The 23,896-nt window shown below is 62.6% G+C and carries 11 protein-coding genes; 5 read left to right on the top strand and 6 right to left on the bottom strand.

Annotation, left to right across the window (positions count from 1 at the left end):
* Positions 1–9 precede the first annotated feature (9 nt).
* The 6 genes from ACVWYF_RS06525 to ispF all read right to left on the bottom strand — a co-directional run bounded on the left by ACVWYF_RS06525 (position 10) and on the right by ispF (position 15,703).
* Complete coding sequence (locus tag ACVWYF_RS06525; RefSeq protein ID WP_457065843.1) at positions 10–8,850, bottom strand: Ig-like domain-containing protein; 8,841 nt, start codon at positions 8,848–8,850, stop codon at positions 10–12.
* Positions 8,851–9,153: 303 nt separating this feature from the next.
* Entirely contained in the window at positions 9,154–10,209 is a 1,056-nt protein-coding gene (locus ACVWYF_RS06520; protein WP_457065841.1) for a hypothetical protein, read from the bottom strand.
* A 57-nt stretch (positions 10,210–10,266) separates the two neighbouring features.
* On the bottom strand, positions 10,267–11,655 hold the full coding sequence (locus tag ACVWYF_RS06515; RefSeq protein WP_457065839.1) for a LutB/LldF family L-lactate oxidation iron-sulfur protein: 1,389 nt from the start codon (positions 11,653–11,655) through the stop codon (positions 10,267–10,269).
* 6 nt (positions 11,656–11,661) lie between these two features.
* Positions 11,662–13,338 (bottom strand): M28 family peptidase, encoded by a 1,677-nt coding sequence (locus ACVWYF_RS06510; protein WP_457065837.1) that lies wholly within the window; start codon positions 13,336–13,338, stop codon positions 11,662–11,664.
* A gap of 169 nt (positions 13,339–13,507) precedes the next feature.
* Positions 13,508–15,175: a M28 family peptidase gene (locus tag ACVWYF_RS06505; protein WP_457065835.1), complete on the bottom strand. Its 1,668-nt coding sequence runs from the start codon at positions 15,173–15,175 to the stop codon at positions 13,508–13,510.
* Positions 15,176–15,223: 48 nt separating this feature from the next.
* On the bottom strand, positions 15,224–15,703 hold the full coding sequence (ispF, locus tag ACVWYF_RS06500) for a 2-C-methyl-D-erythritol 2,4-cyclodiphosphate synthase (protein ID WP_457065833.1): 480 nt from the start codon (positions 15,701–15,703) through the stop codon (positions 15,224–15,226).
* A 327-nt stretch (positions 15,704–16,030) separates the two neighbouring features.
* On the opposite strand from ispF, the gene ACVWYF_RS06495 reads away from it, so the two are divergent.
* From ACVWYF_RS06495 to ACVWYF_RS06475, 5 genes are all read left to right on the top strand, one after another.
* Positions 16,031–16,645, top strand: a complete 615-nt coding sequence (locus ACVWYF_RS06495; RefSeq protein ID WP_457065831.1) for a TetR/AcrR family transcriptional regulator — start codon at positions 16,031–16,033, stop codon at positions 16,643–16,645.
* A gap of 39 nt (positions 16,646–16,684) precedes the next feature.
* Positions 16,685–18,349: a TolC family protein gene (locus tag ACVWYF_RS06490; protein ID WP_457065829.1), complete on the top strand. Its 1,665-nt coding sequence runs from the start codon at positions 16,685–16,687 to the stop codon at positions 18,347–18,349.
* A 129-nt stretch (positions 18,350–18,478) separates the two neighbouring features.
* Positions 18,479–19,615: an efflux RND transporter periplasmic adaptor subunit gene (locus ACVWYF_RS06485; protein ID WP_457065827.1), complete on the top strand. Its 1,137-nt coding sequence runs from the start codon at positions 18,479–18,481 to the stop codon at positions 19,613–19,615.
* Positions 19,616–19,751: 136 nt separating this feature from the next.
* Positions 19,752–23,192 (top strand): efflux RND transporter permease subunit, encoded by a 3,441-nt coding sequence (locus tag ACVWYF_RS06480; RefSeq protein ID WP_457065825.1) that lies wholly within the window; start codon positions 19,752–19,754, stop codon positions 23,190–23,192.
* Between the two features lie 138 nt (positions 23,193–23,330).
* Positions 23,331–23,600 (top strand): acyl carrier protein, encoded by a 270-nt coding sequence (locus ACVWYF_RS06475; RefSeq protein ID WP_457065823.1) that lies wholly within the window; start codon positions 23,331–23,333, stop codon positions 23,598–23,600.
* Positions 23,601–23,896: the final 296 nt, after the last annotated feature.

The following is a 23,896-nucleotide window of genomic DNA, read 5'->3' as shown; positions in this document are numbered from 1 at the left end:
TAACCGCGACTACTCGCGTACCAGGCGGCGGGTTTCTACGCCATCGGTGTTGCGCAGGCGCAGCAGATACACGCCCGTGGCCACGCCCTTCAGGTCGAGGGTGCGGGTGGCGGTACCGGCATTGGCCGGCAGCAGCTCGCTGATGATAACCCGGCCCAGGGCATCAAGCACAGTGAGCTGGGTAGCGAGGCGGTAGCCCGTCAGCTCCAGGGTCATCTGGCCCGTAGGCGTTGGGTTGGGGTACACCTGGAGGCTGGCGCCGGCAATGCCGTTGCGGGCCGCCGTGATAACCAGCGGGGCCGAGGGCAGCGAAGCGCAGCCGCTGGCGTTGGTCACCACCACGGTATAGGTGCCGTACTGAGCCGGCAGGCCGTTCACCACGTAGGTCTGGCCCGTGGCCCCGGTGATGATGTTGCCGTTGAGGTACCACTGGTTGCCGGTCGTGGCGCTGGATGTCAGCGTCGTCGTGGCCCCGTTGTATACCACGCTGATAGTGGGCGTGGCCGGCTGAGGATTCACCGTGAAGGTGGCCGTGGCCGTAGCCGCCGCGCAACCGCCAGCAGCAGCCACCGTGTTGGTCACGGTGTAGGTGCCGGGCGTGGACGAAGACGGCGTAATCGCGCCGGTCGTAATGTTCAGGCGCAGGCCCGCTGGAGCGGAGAAGGTACCGGCGGTGGCACCCGTGCCGAGCACTGCCTGAACGTTGGTAGTGCTCGACTGGCAGCCCGCCGGAGCAGTGTAGCTGAACGTGGCCGTGGGAGCGGCCGTGATGGTCACCGTGGTGGTGGCCGTAGCCGCCGCGCAACCGCCAGCGGCAGCCACCGTGTTGGTCACGGTGTAGGTGCCGGCCGTGGACGAGGCCAGCGTGATAGCGCCGGTGGTGGCGTTAATCGTCAGGCCCGTGGTCGAAGTGAACGTGCCGGCCGTAGCGCCGGTGCCCAGCACAACGGCCGGAGCCGTAGTGCCGCTCACGCAGTAGGTGGCCGCCGTGCCGTAGCTGAACGTGGCTACCTGACCTGCCGTGATGGTCACCGAAGCCGTGGCCGAGCTGCCGCAGGCACCGGCCACCGTGTAGGTCACGGTGTAGGTGCCCAGGGTCGAGGCGCTCAGATTAATCGCGCCGGTAGTGGCGTTGATGCTCAGGCCCGTAGTCGAACTGAACGTGCCGCCGGCCGTGCCCGTCACCGTAGCGGTAGGGTTGGTGGCGGTGGCGCAGAACGTGGTGCCCGAGTAGGCGAACGTGGCCGTAGTGGCCGGCGTGATGGTCACCGTGGCGGTGGCCGTGGCCGCTGCGCACGAGCCCGAAGCCGTAATCGAGTTGGTTACGGTGTAGGTACCGGCGGAGGAAGTGCTAAGCGTGATAACGCCGGTAGTAGCATCGATGGTCAGGCCCGTGGTCGAGGAGAACGTACCGACCGAAGCACCCGTGCCCAGCGTGGGCGAAACGGTGCTGGTGCTGCCCGCGCAGTACGTGGTAGCGGCCGGGTAGGAGAACGTGGCCACCGGCGCCGCCGTGATGGTCACCGAAGCCGTAGCGGAGCTGCCGCAGGCACCGGCTACCGTGTAGGTCACGGTGTAGGTGCCCAGGGTCGAGGCGCTCAGGTTGATGGCACCGGTGGTAGCATCAATGCTCAGGCCCGAAGGGGCGCTGAACGTGCCTCCGCCGTTACCGGTTACCGTGGGCGTGGGGTTGGTGCCGCTGGCGCAGAACGTGCCCGTGCTGTAGGCAAACGCGGCCGAAGTAGCCGGCGTGATGGTCACCGTCGTCGTCGCCGAAACGGCGGCACAGGCCCCGCTGGCGGCCACCGTGTTGGTCACGGTGTAGGTGTCGGCGGTGGAAGAAGCCAGGGTGATAACGCCAGTGGTGGCGTCAATGCTCAGGCCCGTGGTGGAGGAGAACGTACCGGCTGAAGCGCCCGTGCCCAGCGTGGGCGAAACGGTGCTGGTGCTGCCCGCGCAATATGTAGTAGTAGCCGGGTAGCTGAAGCTGGCCACCGGAGCCGGGCTGATGCTCAGCGCGAAGGTAGCCGTAGCAGCCGGGCAGGGCGTCGAGCCGGCCGAGGTCAGCGTGATGGTTACCGCGCCCGCCGCTACATCAGCCGCCGAGGGCGTGTAGGTAGCGGTCAGCGTAGTGGCATTGGGGCTGAACGTGCCCGTGCCGCTGCTTGTGTAGGTGCCACCCGTGGCCGAACCGCCCACCGAGCCCGCCAGCGCAACCGCCGACGTGCCGCAGCCGCTGCCCGTAGCCGCCGCAAAGCTGGCCGTGGCCGGCTGCGTCACGTTCACCTGAATGGCCGTGCGGGCCGCGCCGGCGCATTCGGTGCTGATGGCGATGTTATAGAAGAAGTAGTACGACGTGCTGGCACCACTGATGTAGCCACCCGTGATGGACACGGCCCCGCTGGGCGAGGTGAAGGGGAACGTGTTGCCGCTGCTGAAGTCGCGGTACAGCGTGGGCGGCGTGGGCGTGCTGGCCGTTACCAAACGGTAGGTGCCAGCCGCTGGTACCGCCAAGTTCAGCGGCAGCACGGTTGGAATGAGCGCCGTGGTGCTGCCGGCGGCCACCGCAAACGGACCAGCCGTTGCAATCAGCGCACCGGCGTTGTCGCGCAGCTCGACGCTTACCGAGCCGGCCGTCGCCGTCGCATTGTATACCGTAGCAGCCTGAATGACGGCCGGGCCGGTGGCCGTGAGCACCAGGCCGGTGTTGCTGCCACTGTAGCCGCCATCGGTTTGGGTGGAAGTCGTTTTACCTACGGTTTCCGTGCCGCCCGTAAAGGCTTCCGCGTAGTACGTGGCCGAGGCCGTGAGGGCCGGGGTGGTGTAGCTGCCCGGGGTGGTGGTAGCCAAAGCGGTGCCGCCGGTGGCCGTGCTGAAGAAGCGCACGCTGCCGCCGGTGCTGGCCGTGGCCGTGAGCGTAGCCGTGCTGCCCGCGCAGATGCTGAGCGGCGTGTTGGTCGAGGCCACCAGCGGGTTGGTTACCGTGAGGGTGCTTACGTTGGAAGTGGCTACGGCCGTGCCGCAGCGCACCTGAACGCGGTAGTAGGTGGTGCTGGTGAGCACCGGCGTGGTGTACGTAGCGCTGGTAGCGCCGGCTATGTCGGTAAACGTCACATTGTCCGCGCTGGTCTGGTACTGAATGCTGCCATTGGCGGCACCCGTCAGGGTCAGGGCGGCGGTGCCGCTCACGCAGATGCTGCTGCTGGCCGGGGCCAGCGTACCGGCCACCGGGGCCGCCACCGTGCGGGTTACGGCGGCCAGGGCATCGTTGCCGGTCGTCTGGTCGCCGGTCACGGTGGCCGTAATGGCGAACGAGTAGGTGCCCAGGGCCGTCATGTTGAGGGTGGGCGTCAGGGTCACGGTCTGATTGGCACCGGCGGCGAGCGTACCCGTCGTGATGCTGCCCGTCAGGGTCTGCGAGCCGCCGGGCGTGGTGACCACGGCGGTTACGGTGGCCGGGTTGGCCGCGAAGTCCAGCGCCTGCGAGCCTGCGTTGGTCACGCTCACGCTCACGGTTTCGGCAGCGGAGTAGCAGCCTTGGGTGGCCGAAGGCGTCACGAGGGCCAGCGGGGCCAAGTCGATGGGCAACGGGCTGCGCACGCTGATGTTATCCAGGTGGAAGTCGTAGTCCGGGGCGTCGTCCACGGGGCCATCCGAGGCGAAGAAACCCAGGATAATCTGCTGGCCGGCATAGGTGCTCAGGTCGACGGAGTAGTTGCGCAGGCTGCCGTTGGTGGGCTGGTTGCTAGCGTTGAACTGGGCGAAGGCCGGGATGCGGGCAAAGGTCTGGCCGCAGTCGGTGGAGATGCGTACTTCCACGAAGTCGTCGGTGCCGGTCATGCCGACCGGGTCGGCCGCCGTGCTGGCGAAGTCGCTCAGGCCCGCATCAAAAGTGAGGACTGTGGAACTGGTGGCCAGGAATTTTGGCGACACAATCCACTCGGCCTTGCCCGTCGAATACAGGTTCACTTTGGCCGTGGTGTTGCCTGTGCTGCCAAAGCCCGTCTGGTTCGTCCACAGCGAAGCGGTACCGGTGGGCAGCGTCGGGCCGGTGGCTTCGCTCCAGCCCGGAAATACCGTGCTCAGGTTCGAGCCCGTGAAGCCGGTGAAGATGACGAGTTGGGGCTGGGTGGCCACGCCCACCACCGTGCGGGTGGCAGTCAGGTTGTCGTTGCCGGGGGTGCCGTCGCCGGTGGTGACGGTGGTGACGGCGAACGTGTAGGTGCCGGTGGCGGTCAGGTTCAGCGTGCCGGGCAGGGTCACCGTCTGGGTGGCGCTGCCAGCCAGCGTGCCGGTGCTCAGCGTCGTCGTAAAGGTCTGGGTCGTGTTGTCCGGCTTGGTCACCGTCACGGTCACTGTGCTGGGGTTGGTGGCAAAGTTGATGGCCGTGGTGGAGTTGTTGGTAATGCTCACGGCCACGGCTTCGGTGGCACCGTAGCAGCCGGCGGCCAGCGGGTTCAGCAGGGCCGTAGCGGCAATGTCGATGACCGCCGGGGTGAACTCGTCGGCTCCAATGTCGGGCGTGGTGGCCGAGCGGGTTTCGCCGTCGAAGTCATCCGTCACGCCGCTCACCGGCACGCCGGCGTTGTTGAGGGCGCTGGCCGTCGTGTGCAGGTTGGTGGTCGACACAAACTGCGGGTTCACGTTTTTCGACGTGGCCGGGTTGTCCTGGCCGGTTTCGGTGTTCAGCGCGGCCAGCGTGGCGCGCAGTACGCCGCTGGTGCTCAAGGCACCGGTCTGGCCCACCGCGAAGGTGCTGCCCGTGCCCACGAAGAAGTCGTTGTGGTCCGAAGTCAGGCCCACGTAAGCGCCCGTGGTGCTGCTATAAGCAAAGCCCAGGGCAATACTGTTGGCTCCGGTGCTCTGGGTGTTAAGCAGGATGTTGTTGCGGATTTCCACCGTGGGCGTAGTGCCGCCGATGGCCAGCGCGAAGCTGGGGTAGTTGCCCCCGGTCTGGGTGCCGGTCATGCTCACCGAGTTGTAGAGCAGGCGCGTCGTCGAGCCCGCGCCGCCGCCGATGAAGATGCCCGCCCCAAAGTCGCCCGAGGTGCCGTTCGACGATACGCCCGCCACCATGTTGTTGCTGATGGTGGACGTGCCCGCCGTGGCCGCCGCCAGGCCGATGCCCACGGCCGAGTAGGTGCCCGTCTGTTTCACCACGCCCACGTAGTTGCGGTTGATGGTGGCGTTGGTTACGTCATTGCCCGTGAAGGTGCTGGCGCTGATGCCGGTGAAGCCCGCGCTGATGCCCCACACGTCGCCGGTGCCCGCGAAGTTGATGCCATCAATCGTGTTCTGCGTCACCTGAATGCCGTCTTCGAACAGCGCCGTGATGCCGAAGCGCCCAATGGCACCCGCGCCGGTCACGGTCATGTCGTTCTGGCTGATGACGGTGCCCGTATTGCGCAACGTCGCGCTCGGCCCCGAGGTATAGATGCCGTAGACGCTGCCCGAAATGGCATTGTTCAGGGCCTTGTTGTTGTTGTTGGCCGCCGTGGCCCCCGTCACCGACAGCATAATGATGCCCGCTTGCGCCGTGGCCGAGCCGCTGCCCGTAATCACCAGGTTTTTGAAGGTGTTGTTAGTCGCGTTGTCGGTACCGGAGGTGAATACCGTCACCACAATGCCGTTGCTGCTGGTCGCCGTATTGGTGTTGTTGATGGTCCAGTTGCGGCTGGGGCGCGGGTCGGAGGCCGAAATGGTGCCGCCGTTGCTGCCGTCCAGGGTCACGTAGTCGCTGCCAATCAGCTGGAACAGGGTCGAGGCATTGCTGCCGGTGAGCACCGTGGTCAGGCCCGTGTTGGGCTTAATGGTCAGCGTGTTGGTGGCCGAAGCATCCGCGTTGTTCAGAATCTGAATCGGGAAGGTTTCGCTCGGCCCGTAGCTGGCATCCAGCAGCACAAAGGTTACGGCCCCGGTCAGCTGGTTCTGATTGTAGGCCGTGGCGGCCGCCGTCAGGGTAGCGTAGGTGCGCGCGGGGTTCGGCGAGGTGCCGGTGCCCACGTAGTACGTGCCGCTGAGCTGGGTCTGAATCAGGTACTGGTATACCTGGCTCGGGGGCGTGGTGAAGGTGCCGCCCGGCGGATTGCTGCTCACGTTGCTGTTGCTGCTGGCATCCTGCGCCACCACGTAGTACTGGATGGCGTCGCCGGGCACTACCCCGCCCACCAGCGCGTAGTCAAACGTGAAGGTGTAAGTGCTGCCGCTCACGCTGGTAGCCACCGCGCTCTGGAAGGCCCCGCTGGTGCCCTTGCGGAAAAACAGGCGCGGGGCGTTGGTGCCCGTGGCAATGCCGCTGGCATCGGTGATGGTGACCGCAATGGTGCGGTTGGTGGTGCTGGGCGTGTTGCCCAGGCCTGCCACGGTAATGGTCGGCCCGCTCAAATCCTGCGGCATGAACGTGCCTTCGTCGGCCCCGATATCGGGAGTGCTGGCGTTGCGCGTATCGTTGTCAAAATCGGTGGTGATGCCCGAAACGGGCGTGCCGCCGCTCTCCACCTGCGTGGCGATGGTGGGGCTGACGTGCAGGAAGGTGGTGGCCGCGCCCGTGGTGCTCAGGAACGGCACGTCTTCGGTCACCGAGTTGCTTTCGCGGGTCGCTACAAACGCTTTGTAGGCGGCGATGGTCTGCTGGGCGTTGGTGACGGTGGCCGTGGTGCCCTCCACGTAAATCAGGTTCGTGGCCGAGGGCGTACCGGCGTAGTAAAGGTTGTTGTTGGTGGTGGTGGTCAGGTTGGCGGGCACGGTGCCGGCCGTGCCGCTCACGCGGCGCAGGGCCACCGTGAAACCGCCGGTGCCCGCTGCGGTGCTCTTGTTCACCACAATATTGTTGCGGGCATCGAGCGTGGTCGAGGTCGAGTTCAGGTAGATGCCCGAAGTGCCGAACGTGGCACCGGCGCTGGTCGCGTTCAGGTACACACTGTTGAAGTAGAGGTTGGCACCGGTACCGCCCGATACCTGAATACCGCTGACGGCAGTCAGGCCTGTGGCTGCCGCCGCACGCAGGTCCCCCAAGAGGTTGTTGCTAAGCGAGTAAGTGCCCCCTCCGTTGATGTTGACGCCGTTCACGGAGGCACCAGTGCCCACCGCGCTCAAGTCATACACTTTGTTGCGGGCAATGCTGGTGCCCGTGCCACCGCCCGTCAGAAACAGCAGGCCGGTAACCGTGCCCGTACCGCTGCCCGAAACCGACAGGCTGCCGATGGTGTTGAGCGTTATCGTCTGCACGTCGGTGGCTATGGTGTTGGTGCGGATGCCGGCCACCGTGTGGCTGCCCGAAGTCGAAGTACCGCTCACGGCCAGGCCGGTAATGGTATTCGACGTAAGCGTTTCCGTAGGCGGGCTGCTGGAATTGGTGTAGCCGTAAACGGTTCCCGACGAGCTGGAGGTGCCCGAAATCACGATGGTGTTATTCGTTATCGTGTTGTTGGAGGCCGTCACGGCCGCCGTCGCGGCCGTGAGACACTGCAGCGTGATGCTCGATGAGGGCGCTGCGGGCGTCTTGCTATTGCCGGTCAGCGTGTTGCTGCTCATGCTTAGCGTGGTGGGCGAGCCGCCGGTAATCAGCAGCATGGTGCCCGTGCCCAGGGTGGTATTGTTGGTAACGGTGTTGCTGTTCAGGTTGGCCGTAGTGCCCGCCCCCGAGTTGCTGATGCCCGTGAATGCCGCCGTGGTGGCCGCCGACAGGCTACAGCCCGTTACGGTGTTGCCCGTAACGTTCACCGTGGCTGCCGAAGCCGAGTTGACAATGCCAATGGTCGTGCTGCTGGTGGCCGTGGCGCTGGTTATCGTCACGGAGTTGTTCGTGATGTTTACCGTGTTGCCGGCCGCCGTGCTGCCAATGCCGTTGTCGATGCCGGTAATGCCCGAAGTGCTGGTGCCACTGGCCAGCGTAATGGTGTTGCCAGTGATGTCGATGCTGGCCGAAGGGCAGGCATTGCCGTAAATGCCGCGCAACGTGTTGGTAACCGTAGAAGCGGCCACGGCCGAAGTAGTGCCGCCGGCGTAGTTCAGCGTGTTGTTCACCACGTTGTTCACCACCTTGAAGGCGCTCTGGTAGTTGCCGCCGATGCCCCAGCCCGTGGCCGTGGTCCCGAAGTTGTACACCGTGTTGGGTGCCACTACCCCAATCTCATTGCTCACGTCATAGTTGGCCAGCGTGGTAGCGGTCGAGGCCGTGAAATACATCCCGGTCGCGGAGTTGGTGATGATGTTGCCATCCACCTTGTTGTTGGAGTGCGCGCCGCTAGGAGCCGTGGCCGCTACCGAAGTAGCCAGTGCCGCCGTGCTGGCCGCGCCGTAGATGCCGAAGGTGCCGGTATTGGTCTTGTTCAGCGTCACCACACAGTTGCGGATGATGTTGAACTGGCAGCCGTCGGTGGGCGAGGGACGGAACAGGGCAAAGCCGAATTCCATCTGCGTGGTGGCGGTGGTGTTGGTGGCGCTTTCGGCCAGTTCCAGGCCGTCAAACGTCACGTAGTCGGACCCCGCCAGGCTGATGATGGCATCCAGCGCCGGGGCAGTGCCCACGCCGGCCGTGATTTTGGGGTTGGCCCCGCTGCCGGATTTCTGAAATACGATGGGATTAGCCGCCGTGCCCGTGGCCGTGATGGCCCCGGCCGTGGGCGAGGCGAAGGTTTCGGTGTAGCCGGCCGGTATGTTGAACGTGACACCGCCCGCCCCCACGCCCTGGGCGTTGAGGGCCGTGATGGCCGCCGCCACGGTAGCATAGTCGGTCGGAATGGTCTTGGTGCCAGTGAGCTGGGCGTGGGCCGTCGTGGCGCTCATCAGCGCCAGGAGCGTCACCGCCAGCCACCGGCCCAGCCGATTGCTTAGAAAAGGTGTGTGCATAGAGGTTTGGAAATAGAGTTGGGGAAGAGGGTGAGGGAAATGAAAAATGAAAAGCCGGGCGGAATAAGCCCAGTAAATTGGGGGCGTAAATTAATCAATATTCCTGCGCTTGGCTATTATCATTGATAAGGGCGTAGTCCTTCTTGTTGCAGAAATTATGCAAAAGCCCTTCTGGAGCTATTGCAAGCCGTTTTTCCCCGCAAAAGATATTCTGACCAAGCCTTTAGATGGCTTATGGTTGTCCTTGGGGCCATTGCCGGGCGGGCATTGGGCCACCGCCCGGAAAATACCGTCGGCCGGGGGCTACGTGCTGCTTTTTGCGCCCGGGGCCATGGTGAGGCGGGCCAGGAAATCGAGGGCTGTGGTATAGCGGCGGCGCAGCTCGCAGTAGCGCCGCCAGGCATCGGCCCGGTCTTCGCAGATTTTCAGGCCTTGCTCGGCCAGTTCCTGGCAGGTCAGGTCAAAATCGGCCCGGCCGGGGAATGCTTCCTCGGCGGGCAGCAAGCTGGTGGGTTCGGCTCCGGCTTTGGTATCGAAAAACCGATATACCCGGTTCAGGGCCAGGCAGCCGGCCTTGAAGGTAATCTGGGCCTGGCGAGGCTGGGGGCCATCCACGGCGGCAAAAAGCAGCGCGGCCGTGTCCAGAATCAGTCCGCCGGCCGTGACCCAGGAGCGCCCCGGCTGCGGCGAGCGGAAGAACGAGAGGACGGGTAGCGAGGTGTGGCTTTCCTCAATCTCAACAAACCACCGCTCCCACTCGGCCCACTGCTGGTCGTCGTTCTGCACCGAGCCGTCGTGGTTGAGCCAGCCCAGCAGGCAGGCGGCCGTGGGGGGCGTACCGGCCCGCAGCTCCAGCAGGGCTACTGTCACCTCGCGCCGCGAAAAAGCCTGGTAGATGGTGGGCAAATAGGAAATAAGCAGCGTCAGGAGGATAAAGCCCAGCGTTGCCTCCGAATAGCTGAGGGCGGTAATAAAGAGGCGATGGGAGGAAGAGTTGCCCAACGTAAGCAGCGAGCTGCTGCTGAGCTTATAGCACCGCTCCCAGTTGCCTTCGCCCAGCGCCCAGAACATGCTGGCGTACCCTAGGCTCACCAGCGCCTCCCAAAACACGGGCAGCCCCACCAGTGCTACTGGCGCGTAGTGGGCCATGATGCGGTCGCGCCGCTCGTAGGAATTGGCCAGCCGGGCGGCCATATCGAATACCTGGCGGATGACCAGAAAGGCCCACACGTTCATGCGCACCACTTCGTTGCGGGGCAGAATGAACGAGCGGATGGCCGCCGACAGCGTGGTAATCACCAGCATCAGGCCACCCAGGCCGGTTACGATGTGCAGGGCAAGCAGCAGATACGGGTGCATGGGCAGTGAAAAACCCTGATACGCACGCCACCCGCAAACCGCCGAACCACCAGCCGCCTAACGCTTCGGCCGCGCCTGCCACAGCGCCCGGAACGACGGCCCGGCGATGTGCAGGCTTTCGCGGCGCTTGCTCCAGCCCACTTGGCCCAGCAGGCGGCCCAGGCTCCAGTCCTTAATTTTTACGGGCAGCAAATCCAAGGCCCAACGGTGCTGCATGCTCCACTTCCAGAGGCCAATGGCGAGCTTCTCCTCGGTGGGGGCGTAGCCTTCCTGCACGCTCTGCTGGCGGTTGAGCAATAGTAGGTTGTGCAGCGGAACGCGCACCGGGCACACGCTGGTGCAGGCCCCGCACAGGCTGCTGGCGTAGCTCAGATGCTTGTGCTCGGGCAGGCCCGAGAGGTGCGGACTGATGACCGAGCCGATGGGGCCGGAATAGGTGGTTTCGTAGGTGTGGCCCCCGATGTTCTTGTACACCGGGCACACGTTCAGGCAGGCCCCGCAACGGATACAGCGCAGAGCGGCGCGCTTGTCGGGCTGGGCCAGCAGGTTGGTGCGGCCGTTGTCGAGCAGAATCACCACCATTTCCTCCGGGCCGTCCACCTCGCCGGGCTGGCGCGGGCCGAAGTACACGGTGTTGTACACCGTGACTTGCTGCCCCGTGCCGCTGGTGCTGAGCAGGGGCCAGAACAAGTCCAAATCGGTAAGCTGCGGAATGACTTTCTCAATGCCCACCACCGCAATGTGCAGCTTCGGGAAGGTAGCCGAGAGGCGGGCGTTACCCTCGTTCTCGGTCACGGCCACCGCGCCTTCTTTGGCCAGGAGGAAGTTGCCGCCCGTCACGCCTACTTCGGCGGCGGTGTATTTGTTGCGCAGTAGGTGACGGGCCGTGAGCACCAGTTCCTGGGCATCGTCGGTGGATTTCGTGCCGAGGTGCTTCACGAAAATGTCGTTGATGTCGGCCTTGCTCAGGTGCATGGCGGGCGTCACGATGTGGTAGGGCCGCTCGCCGTTCAGCTGCACGATGTACTCGCCCAGGTCCGTTTCCACCGACTCGATGCCCTGCGTGGCGAGGTACTTATTGAGGTGAATTTCCTCGGTGGTCATGCTCTTGGCCTTCACCACCGTTTTGGTGTTGCGCGCCTTGGTGAGCTTCCCGATTTCGGCCAGCGCCTCGGCCGCATCGCGCGCCCAAATCACGCGCCCGCCCCGCGCCGTGAAGGCGGCCTCGAATTGCAGCAGGTATTCGTCCAGCTTCTCCAGCACGGTGGCTTTCAGGTAAGCACCCCGGTCGCGGGCCAGCTCGTGCTGGTCATAGAGCTTCATGCCGTTGCTCACGGCCGCGTCGTACTTGCCGATGTTGAAGCGGATTTTGCGGCGGTGCTCCCGGTCGAAGGCTTTGGTTTCGGCGTCGAGCTGAAACTGGTCGGCTTTGGTGGCGGTGGTCATGGCAAATCAGGGCTTGTTAGAATCAACCACGATGCGCTGCTCGCGGTTTGCCAGCGCCCAGGCGGTGTGAAAAACCAGCTGCGCGCGCTCCGCTAATTTATCGAATTCTATCTTCTCCACATCGTCCGTCGCCCGGTGGTAATCGGCGTGCTCGCCGGTGGTATAAAAAATGACCGGGATTTTGCGCCGCGCAAAGTTGTAGTGGTCCGAACGGTAGTAGATGTGCTCCGGCTCATTGGGCACGTTGAAATGGTAGTCCAGCTCCAGGTGCGTGTAGTCGCGGTTGGCCGCCTCATTGATGGTGTGCAGCTCCGACGACAATTTATCCGAGCCCACAATGCACACGAAATGCCGCTTCGCGCTGTGCTTGCGGTCGGTGCGGCCCACCATGTCAATGTTGAGGTCGGCAATGGTATTGGCCAGCGGAAAAACGGGGTGCGCCGTGTAGTATTCCGAGCCGAACAAACCTTCTTCCTCTGCCGTCATCAGCACAAACAGGATGCTGCGGCGCGGGCCGTGCCCATCCTTTTTGGCCTGGGCAAAGGCCTTGGCCAGCGCCAGCACCGCCACCGTGCCCGAGCCGTCGTCATCGGCCCCGTTATAAATCGTGTCATGCTTCACGCCCAGGTGGTCGTAGTGGGCCGAAACCACCAGCACTTCGTCCTTTCTGTCCGAGCCTTCCAGGAAGCCCAGCACATTTTCGGTGGTGAGCGGCTGCTGGGTTTGCGGCAGGAAAATTTCGGTTGTCGGGGCTTGAAAACCCGCCGGCACCGGCCGCCCGGCCCGGCCCAGGCCCCGCACGTAGCCCAGCAGCCCATTCATCGTAGTGCCGGCCATTGCCAGGCCCAAATCCTGCGAGGTGAAATACACGCCGATGCCCGGCGGGATATTCTCAGCCACCGTGTCGATGATTTCCGGGCCGGGGTCGGGCAGCGAAAAAGCCGGCTCGCGCAACGACTCACCCAGCTCAGAAGTCTGTTTCTGGAAAGCAAGGGCCGGGGCAAACGTCATCAGGAAAATGCTGCGGGCGCCGTGGGCCTTGGCCAGCGCTGCTTTGCGCAGGCCCGAATCCCAGTAGTCGGCCTTGCGGCCCAACGGCTTCAGCAGCTTGCGGCCACGCTCATCCTGCGGTTCGCCCATCATTACCACCACGTCCTTTCCCTGCACGTCGAGCCCCGCATAATCCGAATACGCGCCCTGCTCCACGCCAAAACCCGCAAACACCGGCTGCGATGTGGTTTCGATAGGAAACGGCGACGGCATCGGCCCGTAGCTGAACCAGTCGCTCAAATAGTCGTAGCGTTGCGCGCCGATTTTCAGGTAGCCGCCCGGTGCGTAGGTGCTGTGCGCCAGTTGGAAATGCTGCAAATACGGGTTGTCGCCGCCCAAAACCGGTCCTTGCAATCCAACTTCCACAAACTGCTTCACCAGGTATTCCGCTGCCAGCTTCTGGCCCGGCTGGCCCGCCTCGCGCCCCTGAAACGCGTCTGACGCCACTACCGTGAGATGCGCCCGCAGGTCAGCCGGCTGAATGAGGGCGGCGTAGGTCTGCGAAAGGTCCGGCGCAGTGGGGGTAGCGGCTGCGCCTTTGGTTTTGACTTTGATTTTGGTGGGAGTAGTCTGGGCAGCAGCGGGTAGGGCGCTGGTTAGCAGCAGGGCGTACAGCGCAACGGGTTTTAGCATTGGGAAGGAAGGACTTGGGAGGATGAGAGGGAGCAAAAAAGAACGTCATGCAGAGCGTAGCGAAGCATCTTTATTGCACAACTCAATCCAATTTAATAGGATTAGTGGTGGCGGGTAAGATGGTTCGCTACGCTCTGCATGACGTTCAACGAAGCAGAAGGCGCTCCGTTTACGGCTTGTTCGAATCAACGACAATGCGGCCGTCGCGGTTGGCCAGCTCCCAGGCGGTGTGGAACACCAGCCGCGCCCGCTTCTCCATCTTCGCAAACTCAATTTTTTCGATTTCGTCGCTCTGCTGGTGGTAGTCGGCATGTACGCCGTTGAAGAAAAAGGCCACCGGTACCTTATTCACCGCGAAGTTGTAATGGTCGGAGCGGTAGTAGAAACGGTTGGGGTCGTTGGGGTCGTCGAAGCGGTAGTCCAGGTCGATGGGGCCATACTGCTTGTTTTCCGCCTCCAGAATCACCTTCAGCTCCGAAGCCAGCTTGTCGGAGCCGATGACGTACACGTAGTCGGGCTTGCCCTCGTGCTCCACATCAGTGCGCCCAATCATGTCCACGTTCAGGTCAAGCTCGGTGCTGGCCAGCGGGAAAATGGGGTGCTTCGAATAATATTCTGAACCGAACAGGCCCTTTTCCTCGCCCGTCACGCTCAGAAACAGCAGGCTGCGGCGCGGGCCGTGGCCTTCCTTTTTAGCCCTGGCAAACGCCTCCGCCATCGTAATAATGGCCGTGGTGCCCGAGCCATCGTCGTCGGCCCCGTTGAACACCTGTCCGTCGTGCTTGCCCAGGTGGTCGTGGTGGGCCGAAATCACGATGACATCTTCTTTCTTATCCGTGCCCTCGATGAAGCCCAGCACGTTCTGCGTGTCGAGCTTTTCACGCTTGCGCTCGGCTTTCAGCTGCATCGGCACCACCGCGAAAGTGGCGGCCACCGGCTGTTTGGTGCTGTTGATTTTGCCCAAATAAGTCTGCATAACCGCATCGGTCGTGCCCAGCACGGCCAAGCCCACGGCGGGCGAGATGAAGAACGACGGCACGCGGGTGGGCTTGTCGTTGCCCAGCATCACCATCGACGGCCGGGAGATGAACGGGGCCATGCGCGCCGTCTGTTTGGCGAAGTTGCTGGTCGGGTTGAAACTCACGAAAAACACCGTGCGCGCCCCCTTCTGATTCGCCAGTTGGGCCTTGCCCCGGTAGTCGGTGCCCCATTTAGTGGGCGCGCCGTCGGCGCTGAGCAGGGCTTTGCCGCCGTCGCCGGTGGGCTCGCCCATTAGTACTAGAATGTCCTTGCCCTTCACGTCCACATTGGCGTAGTCAGAATAGCCCGCCTGCTCAATGCCGTAGCCCACGAAAACCGGCTTTACGGTAGTTTCCTGGGCAAACGGCGAGTCGCCGATACCATAGAAATCCGTGAGCCAGGCGTAATTCGTGCTGCCCACTTTCAGGGTCGCACCGTCGGCCCAGGTCACCTGCTCCACGTCGAAATGCTGCTGGTAGGGGTCGGTGCCGGTAGTGACCGGGCCGGTCAGGCCGGCGGTTTTGAACTGCTTGGCTACGTAGTCGGCGGCCATGTGCTGGCCCTTCTGGCCGGTTTCGCGGCCTTCGTACTCGTCCGAAGCCAGTACGGCTAGGTGGGTGCGCAGGCGTTCGGCGGTTACCTGGTCGGCGTATTTCACGCTCCAGTCTTTGCCAGCGTCCTTGCCATCAGTGGTTTTGATTTTAGTAGCCGCCGCACCGGAGGCGGGCTTGGATTTTACTTTGACCTTGCCTTGAGCGTGGGCCGGAACGGCGCTGGCCAGCGCGAGAAAGGCCAGCAGGAGAGGGGTTTGCTTCATTGATTTAATATGGTGGGAACAAGGATTTATGCTCGGCATGACGGTTAATTACGCTTTCACAATCAGCACGCTGGCGTAGGCGGCCACGCCTTCCTGCCGGCCCACAAACCCTAGTTTTTCGGTGGTGGTTGCTTTGATGGAAATGTCCTCCTCGGCCACGCCCATCACGGCGGCCAGCACGCGCTGCATTTCCGGAATGTGGGGGTTCACCTTGGGGCGCTCCAGGCAAATGGTCGAGTCGACGTTGCTCACCTCGTAGCCACGCTCGCGCAGCAGGCGCATCACGCCGGAGAGCAGTTTTTTCGAGTCGATGCCCTTGTACTGCGGGTCGGTGTCGGGGAAGTGGAAGCCGATGTCGCGCAGGTTGGCCGCGCCCAAAAGTGCGTCGCAAATGACGTGGATGAGCACGTCGGCATCGGAGTGGCCGAGGGCGCCATGGGTGTGCGGCACCTCAATGCCGCCGAGCCAGAAGGGCAGGCCTTCTTTCAATTGATGAACGTCGTAGCCGAAGCCGGTCCGGATTTTCATAAGCGCGAATGCAGGCGGGCCACCGCGGCCCGGCGCAAAAGTACCCTCGCCCGGCACTTCCGCCGCACGCGGGGCTGGGCCGGGTTCACAAATAAATAATCTGATTGTAGAATACTATTAAACTAATTTTATTAGCTTTGTATTACCAATAAAATTAGTTAGTCATGTAAGGGGCTGAATACTTTTTTTCGGGTTGGGTTAAAGTAAACCGGAGCCGTGCGCGTCTTGCCCCGCGCAAAAAGGCCTTGCACTGGTTGCAGACTGTGAAAATGCGTTGGAAACTTTGAGCACGATTAAAGTTTCCGTTGTATCTTTGCGGCGCTAGTTATGGAAATCAAAGACCGCATCCTCAATCACGCCCAGCAGCTTTTTATGCGCAACGGCATCAAAAGCGTGAGCATGGACGACATTGCCGCCGACCTGGCCATGTCGAAAAAGACCCTTTATAAGTGGTTCGAAAACAAGGACCAGATTGTGGAAGCTTCTATGAGCCGCCACCTCGACGGCACCCAGAACGAGTGCAAGGCGATGATTAACGCTTCCTCCTCGGCCATCGACGAGTTGTTTCAGATGTTGACCTGGATTAAGCAGGAATTTGGCAACGTCCACCCCAGCATTTTCTACGACCTGCGCAAGTTTCACCCCACTACCTGGCAGCTCTGGCAGGCCCACAAACACGAGTTTATCCTCTCCCAAATCAAGGATAACCTGCGCCGCGGTATCGAAGAAGGCCTTTTTCAAGCTGACCTCGATATGGAAGTACTGGCCCGCCTGCGCCTGGCTCAGATTGAGCTGCAATTTGACCCCGAACTCTTCCCGCCCCGCGATTTTGCCAACGAGCGCGTGTCGGCGGCGCTGCTTGAGCACTTCATGCTGGGCGTAGCCACCATCAAAGGTCACCGGCTCATCAACCAGTACCGGCACGTCACCGACGAAGAATAACCCGCTTTTCCCCGCTTACCTGTTACTTTTTTGCTGTTTATGAACACGCTGTTTCGAACCAGATTCCTGCTGGTGGCCGCCCTGAGCGCGGCCGTACCGCAGGCGCTGCTTGCCCAAAGCCAGCCAGCCGCCCTGCCCCAGGCCCCGCCCACCACGGGCACCATGCCCCTGAGCCTGCAACAGGCCATTACCTACGCCGTGCAGAACAAGTCGACGCTGCTGGCCACCCGCCTGGGCGAGGCCACGGCGGCCGCCAAAGTGGGCGAAATCAAGAGCGCCGGCCTGCCGCAGGTGAACGTGGCCAGCACGCTGTCCGATAACTTCAAGCTGCAAAAGAGCCTGGTGAGCTTCCCGCTCTCGCAAACGGTACTCACGCAGGGCGACCTGGCGGCGGCCCAGGGCGGTACGCAGCAGGTGCTGGGCACCCAGCAGCTGGCCCTGCCGCCGCAGCCGTTCGCCTTCGGCCTGCAATACGCCGGCAACGCCAGCGCCTCGGTATCACAACTGTTGTTCGATGGCTCGTATCTGATTGGTTTGAAGGCTGCTAAGGTGTACACCGAACTGGCCAAAAAGCAAACTCAGCAGGCCGAAATCGACGTGGTGGAGCAGGTGAGCAAGGCCTATTACAGCACGCTGGTGGCCCGCTCGCGCCTCGGCCTGCTGGCCCGCAACGTGCAGCGCCTCGATACGGTGCTTTACCAGACCCAGAAGATTTTCAAGGCCGGCTTTGCCGAGAAGCTGGATGTGGACCGCCTGCGCGTGCAGCGCAACAACCTAGTGGTGGAGCAGCAGAAAGCCCAGCGCCTCACCGAGTTGAGCGTAGGCCTGCTCAAGTTTCAGATGGGCCTGCCGCAGGGCCAGAACGTGCAGCTGACCGATTCGCTCGGCGCGGCCGTGGTGGATGCCGGTGCCCTGCGCCAGCGCCTCGGCGTGGCCAGCCTGAGCAACGGCGGCGGTGTGGATGGCCTGGGTAGCGTGCCCACCGCCCCGGTAACCCCCGGCGGCGACAATACCGCCGCCCAGAACCGCCTCGACCAGCAGAATGCGCTGTCGGGGGGCCAGTCGATGGCGGCCCGGGGCGCGCTGAACTACAACAACCGCATCGAATTCTCGACCCTGGAAACCCAACAGGCCTTGGCTGGCCTCGACCTGCGCAACCGCCAGGCCGGCGCGTACCCGCGCCTCGTGCTCACGGGGGCCTACGGTTTTACGGGCTCGGCCAAAACGGGCAGTGAGCTGTTCGCCTTTCGCGGGCCGACTTCGACGAACTCGGCGGGTTTTGCCAACCAGAACTGGTTCGGCTTCGGTAACGTGGGCCTGAGCTTGCAGGTGCCGGTGTTCGACGGCTTCCGCCGCAAATACCTGGTGCAGCAGAGCCGCTTGCAGCAGCAAACCATTGAGAAGGGCTTTGAAACACTGAAGCAAAGCATTGATTTGCAAGATGCCCAGAGCCGCACCACGCTGGTGAATGCGCTGGATGTGCTGGACAACCAGAAGGCCAACCTGGACCTGGCTACCGACGTGGCCCGCGTCACGCGCATCAAGTTCAACGCCGGCGTGGGCTCCAACCTGGAGGTGATTACGGCTGAGACGGATTTGCGCTCGGCCCAGACCAACTACTACGGCGCGATTTACGACGTGCTGGTGGCGAAAGTCGACCGCGACAAAGCGACTGGTGAGCTGTTTAACCAGGTTAAGAAATAACGCTGGGGCGTAGCGCGAACTTTTAGTTCGCGTCCCCGAACGACACCCGAACGATTCTAACGGCGCGGGGACGCGAACTAAAAGTCCGCGCTACTTGCCACCCGACATCTTAAAATACCCCGCTTACCCATGCGTTTCAATTCAACCCAACCCGCCGCGCTGTTTCTCGCCGGCACCCTGCTGCTCACTTCCTGCGGCGGCGAAAGCAAAGACCCCAAGGCCCAGCTCGAAAAGCTGAAGAGCGAACAGGCGGCCACGCAGGCCAAAATTACCGAGCTCGAAGCCAAAACCGGCGGCCCGGTGGTAGCCGCCGCCACACCCGTTTCGGTGATGAACGCTAAGCCCGAGAGCTTCAAAAGCTACCTCGAAGTACAGGGCCGCGTCGATTTCGACCAGAACGCCACCGTGGGCAGCCGCGCCGCCGGCTCGCTCACCAGCATCCGCGTGCAGCGCGGCGACCGCGTGAGCAAAGGCCAGGTGCTGGCCACCGTGGATGCCAGCATTCTCGATGCCAGCGCCGCCGAGCTGCGCACCCGCATGGACCTCGCCAAAACCGTGTACGAAAAGCAAAAGAGCCTCTGGGACCAGCAGATTGGGACCGAAATCCAGTACCTCACGGCCAAGAACAACTACCAGGCCCTGCAGCGCAATCTGAGCACGCTCAACCAGCAGCGCGCGCTATACAATGTAGTAGCTCCGTTCTCGGGCTCGGTGGATGAGGTGCTGCCCAAGCTGGGCGAAATCACCGCCCCCGGCGCGCCGGTGGTGCGCCTTACCAGTGGCACGGGCGGCAAAATCCTGGCCGATGTGTCGGAAGCTTACGGCAACAGCATCAAGGCCGGCGACAACGCCGTGGTCACCATTCCGGACCTGGGCGGCGAGGAAATTCCCGCCACGGTGCGCGTCGTGAGCCGCAGCATCAACGCCACCAGCCGCACGTTTACGGTGGAGCTGCGCCTGAAAGGGGCCAAAGCCGCCGACCTGCGCCCCAACATGGTGGCCACCGTTCGCATCCAGAACTACGCGGCTGCCGCCGCCACCGTCATTCCGGTCGACCTTGTGCAGCACGACGAGCAGAACAGCTACGTGTACGTGGTGGGCCAGGAGGCCGGCAAGGCCGTGGCCAAGAAGCGCATCATCAAAACCGGCAATACCTACAACGGCAAAGTCGAAGTAAGCAGCGGCCTGACGGCTGAGGATAAAATCATCTCGGGCGGCTACCAGAACCTAAACGAAGGCCAGAAGGTAGTCGTGCAAGGGGCGTAGAGACGCAACATTTTGCGTTTCGTCGTTGAACGGCCAGGACCATACCGAACCACGCCAACTAAACAACATCAGCAACGACAGACGCAAAATATTGCGTCTCTATCCCCAGTAGTTCTCAAGCTTTTAGTTAAAAGTCATGCAGGATATAGAAAAAGAATTTGGCCCCACTAGTTGGTCCATCAATAACAAAACCAGCATCTACATCATCACGGTGCTGCTGTGCGTGGCGGGCATTTTTGCCTACATCAAGCTGGGCAAGGAGAAATTCCCGGACATCGTGATTCCGCGCATCATCGTGGCCACGGTGTACCCCGGCACCTCGCCCACGGACATCGAAAACCTGGTGACCCGCCACCTCGAAAAGGAAATCAAGGGCATCAACGGGGTGAAGCACATCAACTCGACCTCGAACCAGGATTACTGCATCGTCGACATCGAGTTCAACTCGAATGTGAAGGTGCCAGAGGCCAAGCAGCTCATTAAGGATGCCGTGGACAAGGCCCGCACCGAGCTGCCCAACGACCTGCCCGCCGACCCGACGGTGAAGGAAATCAACATCTCCGAGCAGCCGATTATGTTCGTGAACCTGAGCGGCAACCTGCCCGCCGCCCAGCTCAAGAAGTTCGCCGACGACTTCCAGGACAAGATTGAGGCCCTGCCCGAAATCACCCGCGTGGATATCGTGGGTGCCCTCGACCAGCAGGTGAACGTGGACGTGGACCTGAACAAGCTGCGCGCCTCGCGCCTGAGTTTCTCGGACATTTCCCGCGCCATCAGCAGCGAGAACGTGACCGTATCGGGCGGCAGCATCGATGTGGGCGGGCAGAAGCGCGCCGTGCGCGTGGCCGGCCAGTACGTGCGGGCCGCCGACATTGCCGACATCCAGGTGAAGAACCTGAACGGCGCGCCGGTGCGCCTCGGCGACATCGCCACCGTCGTCGACGGCTTCAAGGACCGCGAAAGCTACGCCCGCCTCGACGGCAAGCCCGCCATCACGCTGAACGTGGTGAAGCGCGCCGGCGAAAACCTGATTGACGCCTCCGATAAAATCAAGGCCCTGATTGCCGACTCGAAAGCCAACCTGCCCAAGGAGTTGAACATCACCGTGACCGGCGACACCTCGAACGACACCCGCGTGACGCTGCACGACCTCATCAACACCATCATCATCGGCTTCCTGCTCGTGACGCTGATTCTGATGTTCTTCATGGGCACTACCAACGCGCTGTTTGTGGGCCTGTCCGTGCCGATTTCGATGTTCCTGGCCTTTCTGGTCATCCCGCTGTTCGGCTTCACGCTGAACATGATTGTGCTCTTCGCTTTCCTTTTGGCCCTCGGTATCGTGGTCGATGACGCCATTGTGGTAATTGAAAACACCCACCGCCTGCTGCACGAGCACCCCAACCTGAGCACCCCGAAAGCCGCCAAATTCGCCGCGGGCGAGGTGTTCATTCCGGTGCTGGCCGGCACGCTCACCACGGTAGCGCCGTTCGTGCCGCTCATGTTCTGGCCCGGCATCGTGGGCTCGTTCATGTACTACCTGCCGGTCACGCTCATCATCACGCTGATGGCTTCGCTTATCGTGGCCTTCATTATGAACCCGGTGTTTGCCGTGAGCTTCATGGAGCGCGAGGAGCATTTCGAGGAAGACATGCACCGCAAGCCCAAGCTCACGCGCAATTTCCTGATTGCGATGGGTGTGCTGCTGGTCATTGCCATCATCGGCTACGTGGCGCATTCCACCTTCGTGGGCAACCTGGCCATCACGCTCATCCTGCTTTGCTTCCTCAACACCTTCGTGTTCGTGAAGATGATTGGCTGGTTCCAGACCCGCGCCTTGCCGCGCTTCCAGAACGGCTACGCCGACCTCGTGCGCTGGGCCATCAGCCATCCGGCCCTGGTGATGGTGGGCGTGGTGGTGCTTTTCATCGGCTCGTTTGTGGCCGTGGGCGCGCGCAAGCCGCACGTCGACTTCTTCCCCAAAGGCGACCCCAAATTCATCTACACTTACCTGAACATGCCGGTCGGCACCAAAGTCGAAGTCACCGACTCGATTACCCACGTCCTCGAAAACCGCGTCTACGGCGTTATCGGCCGCAATAATCCTGATGTGGAGTCGGTGATTACCAACGTAGCCATCGGGGCCAACGACCCCGGCGATGCCTCCTCGGCCTCGGGCACGTCGCAGTCGCAAATGGGCAAAGTCGCTGTGGCGTTCAAGGAGCTGAGCGAGCGCAAAGGGGTTAAAACCAGCGTCTACATGGACAAAATCCGTGAGGTGGTGAAAGGCATTCCCGGCGCTGAAATCTCGGTTGACCAGGAGGCTAGCGGCCCGCCCCAGCCCAAGCCCATTGCCATTGAAGTAGCCGGCGATGACTACAAAGCTCTGGCCGCGCTCTCCAAGAAAGTGGCGCACTACGTCGACTCGCTGCACATCGGCGGCGTCGAAGCCCTGCGCTCCAACCTGCAGGACCGCAACCCCGAAATAGCCGTCAATATCAACCGCGTCCGCGCCAACCGCGAAGGCATCAGCACGGGCCAGATTGGCCTGGAGGTCCGCACCGCCATCTACGGCACCGAGGCCAGCAAATTCAAGACGACCGACGACGAATACCCCATCCAGGTGCGCTACGCCGAGCCCTACCGCTCCGACGTGGATGCCGTGGTGAACGCCCCGCTCACCTTCCGCGATGCCACCGGCGCCATCCGCCAGGTGCCCATCTCCTCGGTGGCCGACGTCACCTACGGCTCCACTTATGGTGGCATCAAGCGCAAAGACACCAAGCGCGTCATCACCATCTCATCCAACGTCCTCAACGGCTACTCCGGTCCCGACGTGGCCGCCGCCGTGCAAAAGGCCCTCAAAACCTTCCCCACACCTCCCGGCTACACCATCGACATGGGCGGTGCCCAGGAAAGTCAGAAGGAAACCACCGACTTCCTGCCCTTGGCCGGCATCGGGGCCTTGGGCCTCATCTTCCTGATTCTGGTCACGCAGTTCAACTCGTTCAGCAAGCCGGTCATCATCCTGTCCGAGGTGCTGTTTTCGATTGCCGGTGTGTTCTGGGGCTTGGCCATCACGGGCCAGAACGTGAGCATCGTGATGACGGGCGTGGGCATCATCGCCCTAGCTGGCATCGTGGTAAAAAACGGCATTCTGCTGGTCGAGTTCATGGACATGCTGCGCTCGCAGGGCATGCCGCTGCGCGAGGCCATCGTGCTGGCCGGCCGCACCCGCCTCAACCCGGTTATCCTCACGGCCACGGCCGCCACGCTGGGCCTCATCCCGCTGGCCATCGGCCTGAACATCGACTTCTATGAGCTGTTCGCAAGCGGTAACCCGCACTTCTTCATCGGCGGCGAGTCGGTGACCTTCTGGGGCCCACTGGCCTGGACCATCATTTTCGGCCTCGTCTTCGCCACGGGCATCACCCTGCTGGTGGTGCCGGTGATGTATTTGCTGAGCGAATCGCTGAAAGGAAAAATAACCGGAAAAAATCCGGATGACATTGCAACCATTGACGAGGAGGTGGGCTCTGAAGAAATACAGGCGGCTACGCCGGCTGTACTAGCCTAACGTTTCCGGCGTTGGGTGCCCGCTGGCCGGCTGTTGTTGCAGCAGCGGCCGCCGGTGGGCACTTTCCCCGCCCCGGCGGGGCACCCACCGAAACGATTCGCCTGCCCTTGCCTCACCATCTTTTTCCGCAACTTTATTATGTACGTATCCACCATTAGCTCCGCCCACCATACGCCTACTATCGAGCAGCAGGTATTCCGCATTATCAGCAAGCGCAAGGCCATCCGGGCCAGCCGCGTGCGCAAAACCGCCAGCCTCGCCCGCGACCTGCGCTTCGAAACCCTCGATGTCGTTGATATTATTCTGGAGTTGGAGCGCAACTTCAGCATCACCATTCCTGACGAGGTGCCGCTCTACACCGTGGGCGACTTCGTGCGCTTCGTGCGCGACCACGCCGCCGCCGCGTAGCACATTTTACAAACCATAAAAAAGCCCCCGCAACTGCTGTTGCGGGGGCTTTTTTAGTTGAGGCTGTTGCGAAATTTAGCGCACGTTCCCGCCGGTATCAGCGGCCGTGGTACTGGGCTCACGGCTGCTGTCGGTGGTGTTGGCGGCTACGCTGCTGGTGCCGGCGTGCTTCGCCGACTCTTCGGCTACGTGCGCGGTGGGCGCGGCGGGGTCGTTGGAGTGCGAGGGCTGGGCGGCGGGGGCGGCCGTTTTCGGCGTGAGGCCGCTGGCGGTTACGTCCGCGGCGCTGGTTTTTA

The sequence above is a fragment of the Hymenobacter sp. UYAg731 genome (assembly GCF_054061335.1).
The sequence above is the reverse complement of the archived record's forward strand: the minus strand, read 5'-3'. Positions and strand labels throughout refer to the sequence as shown.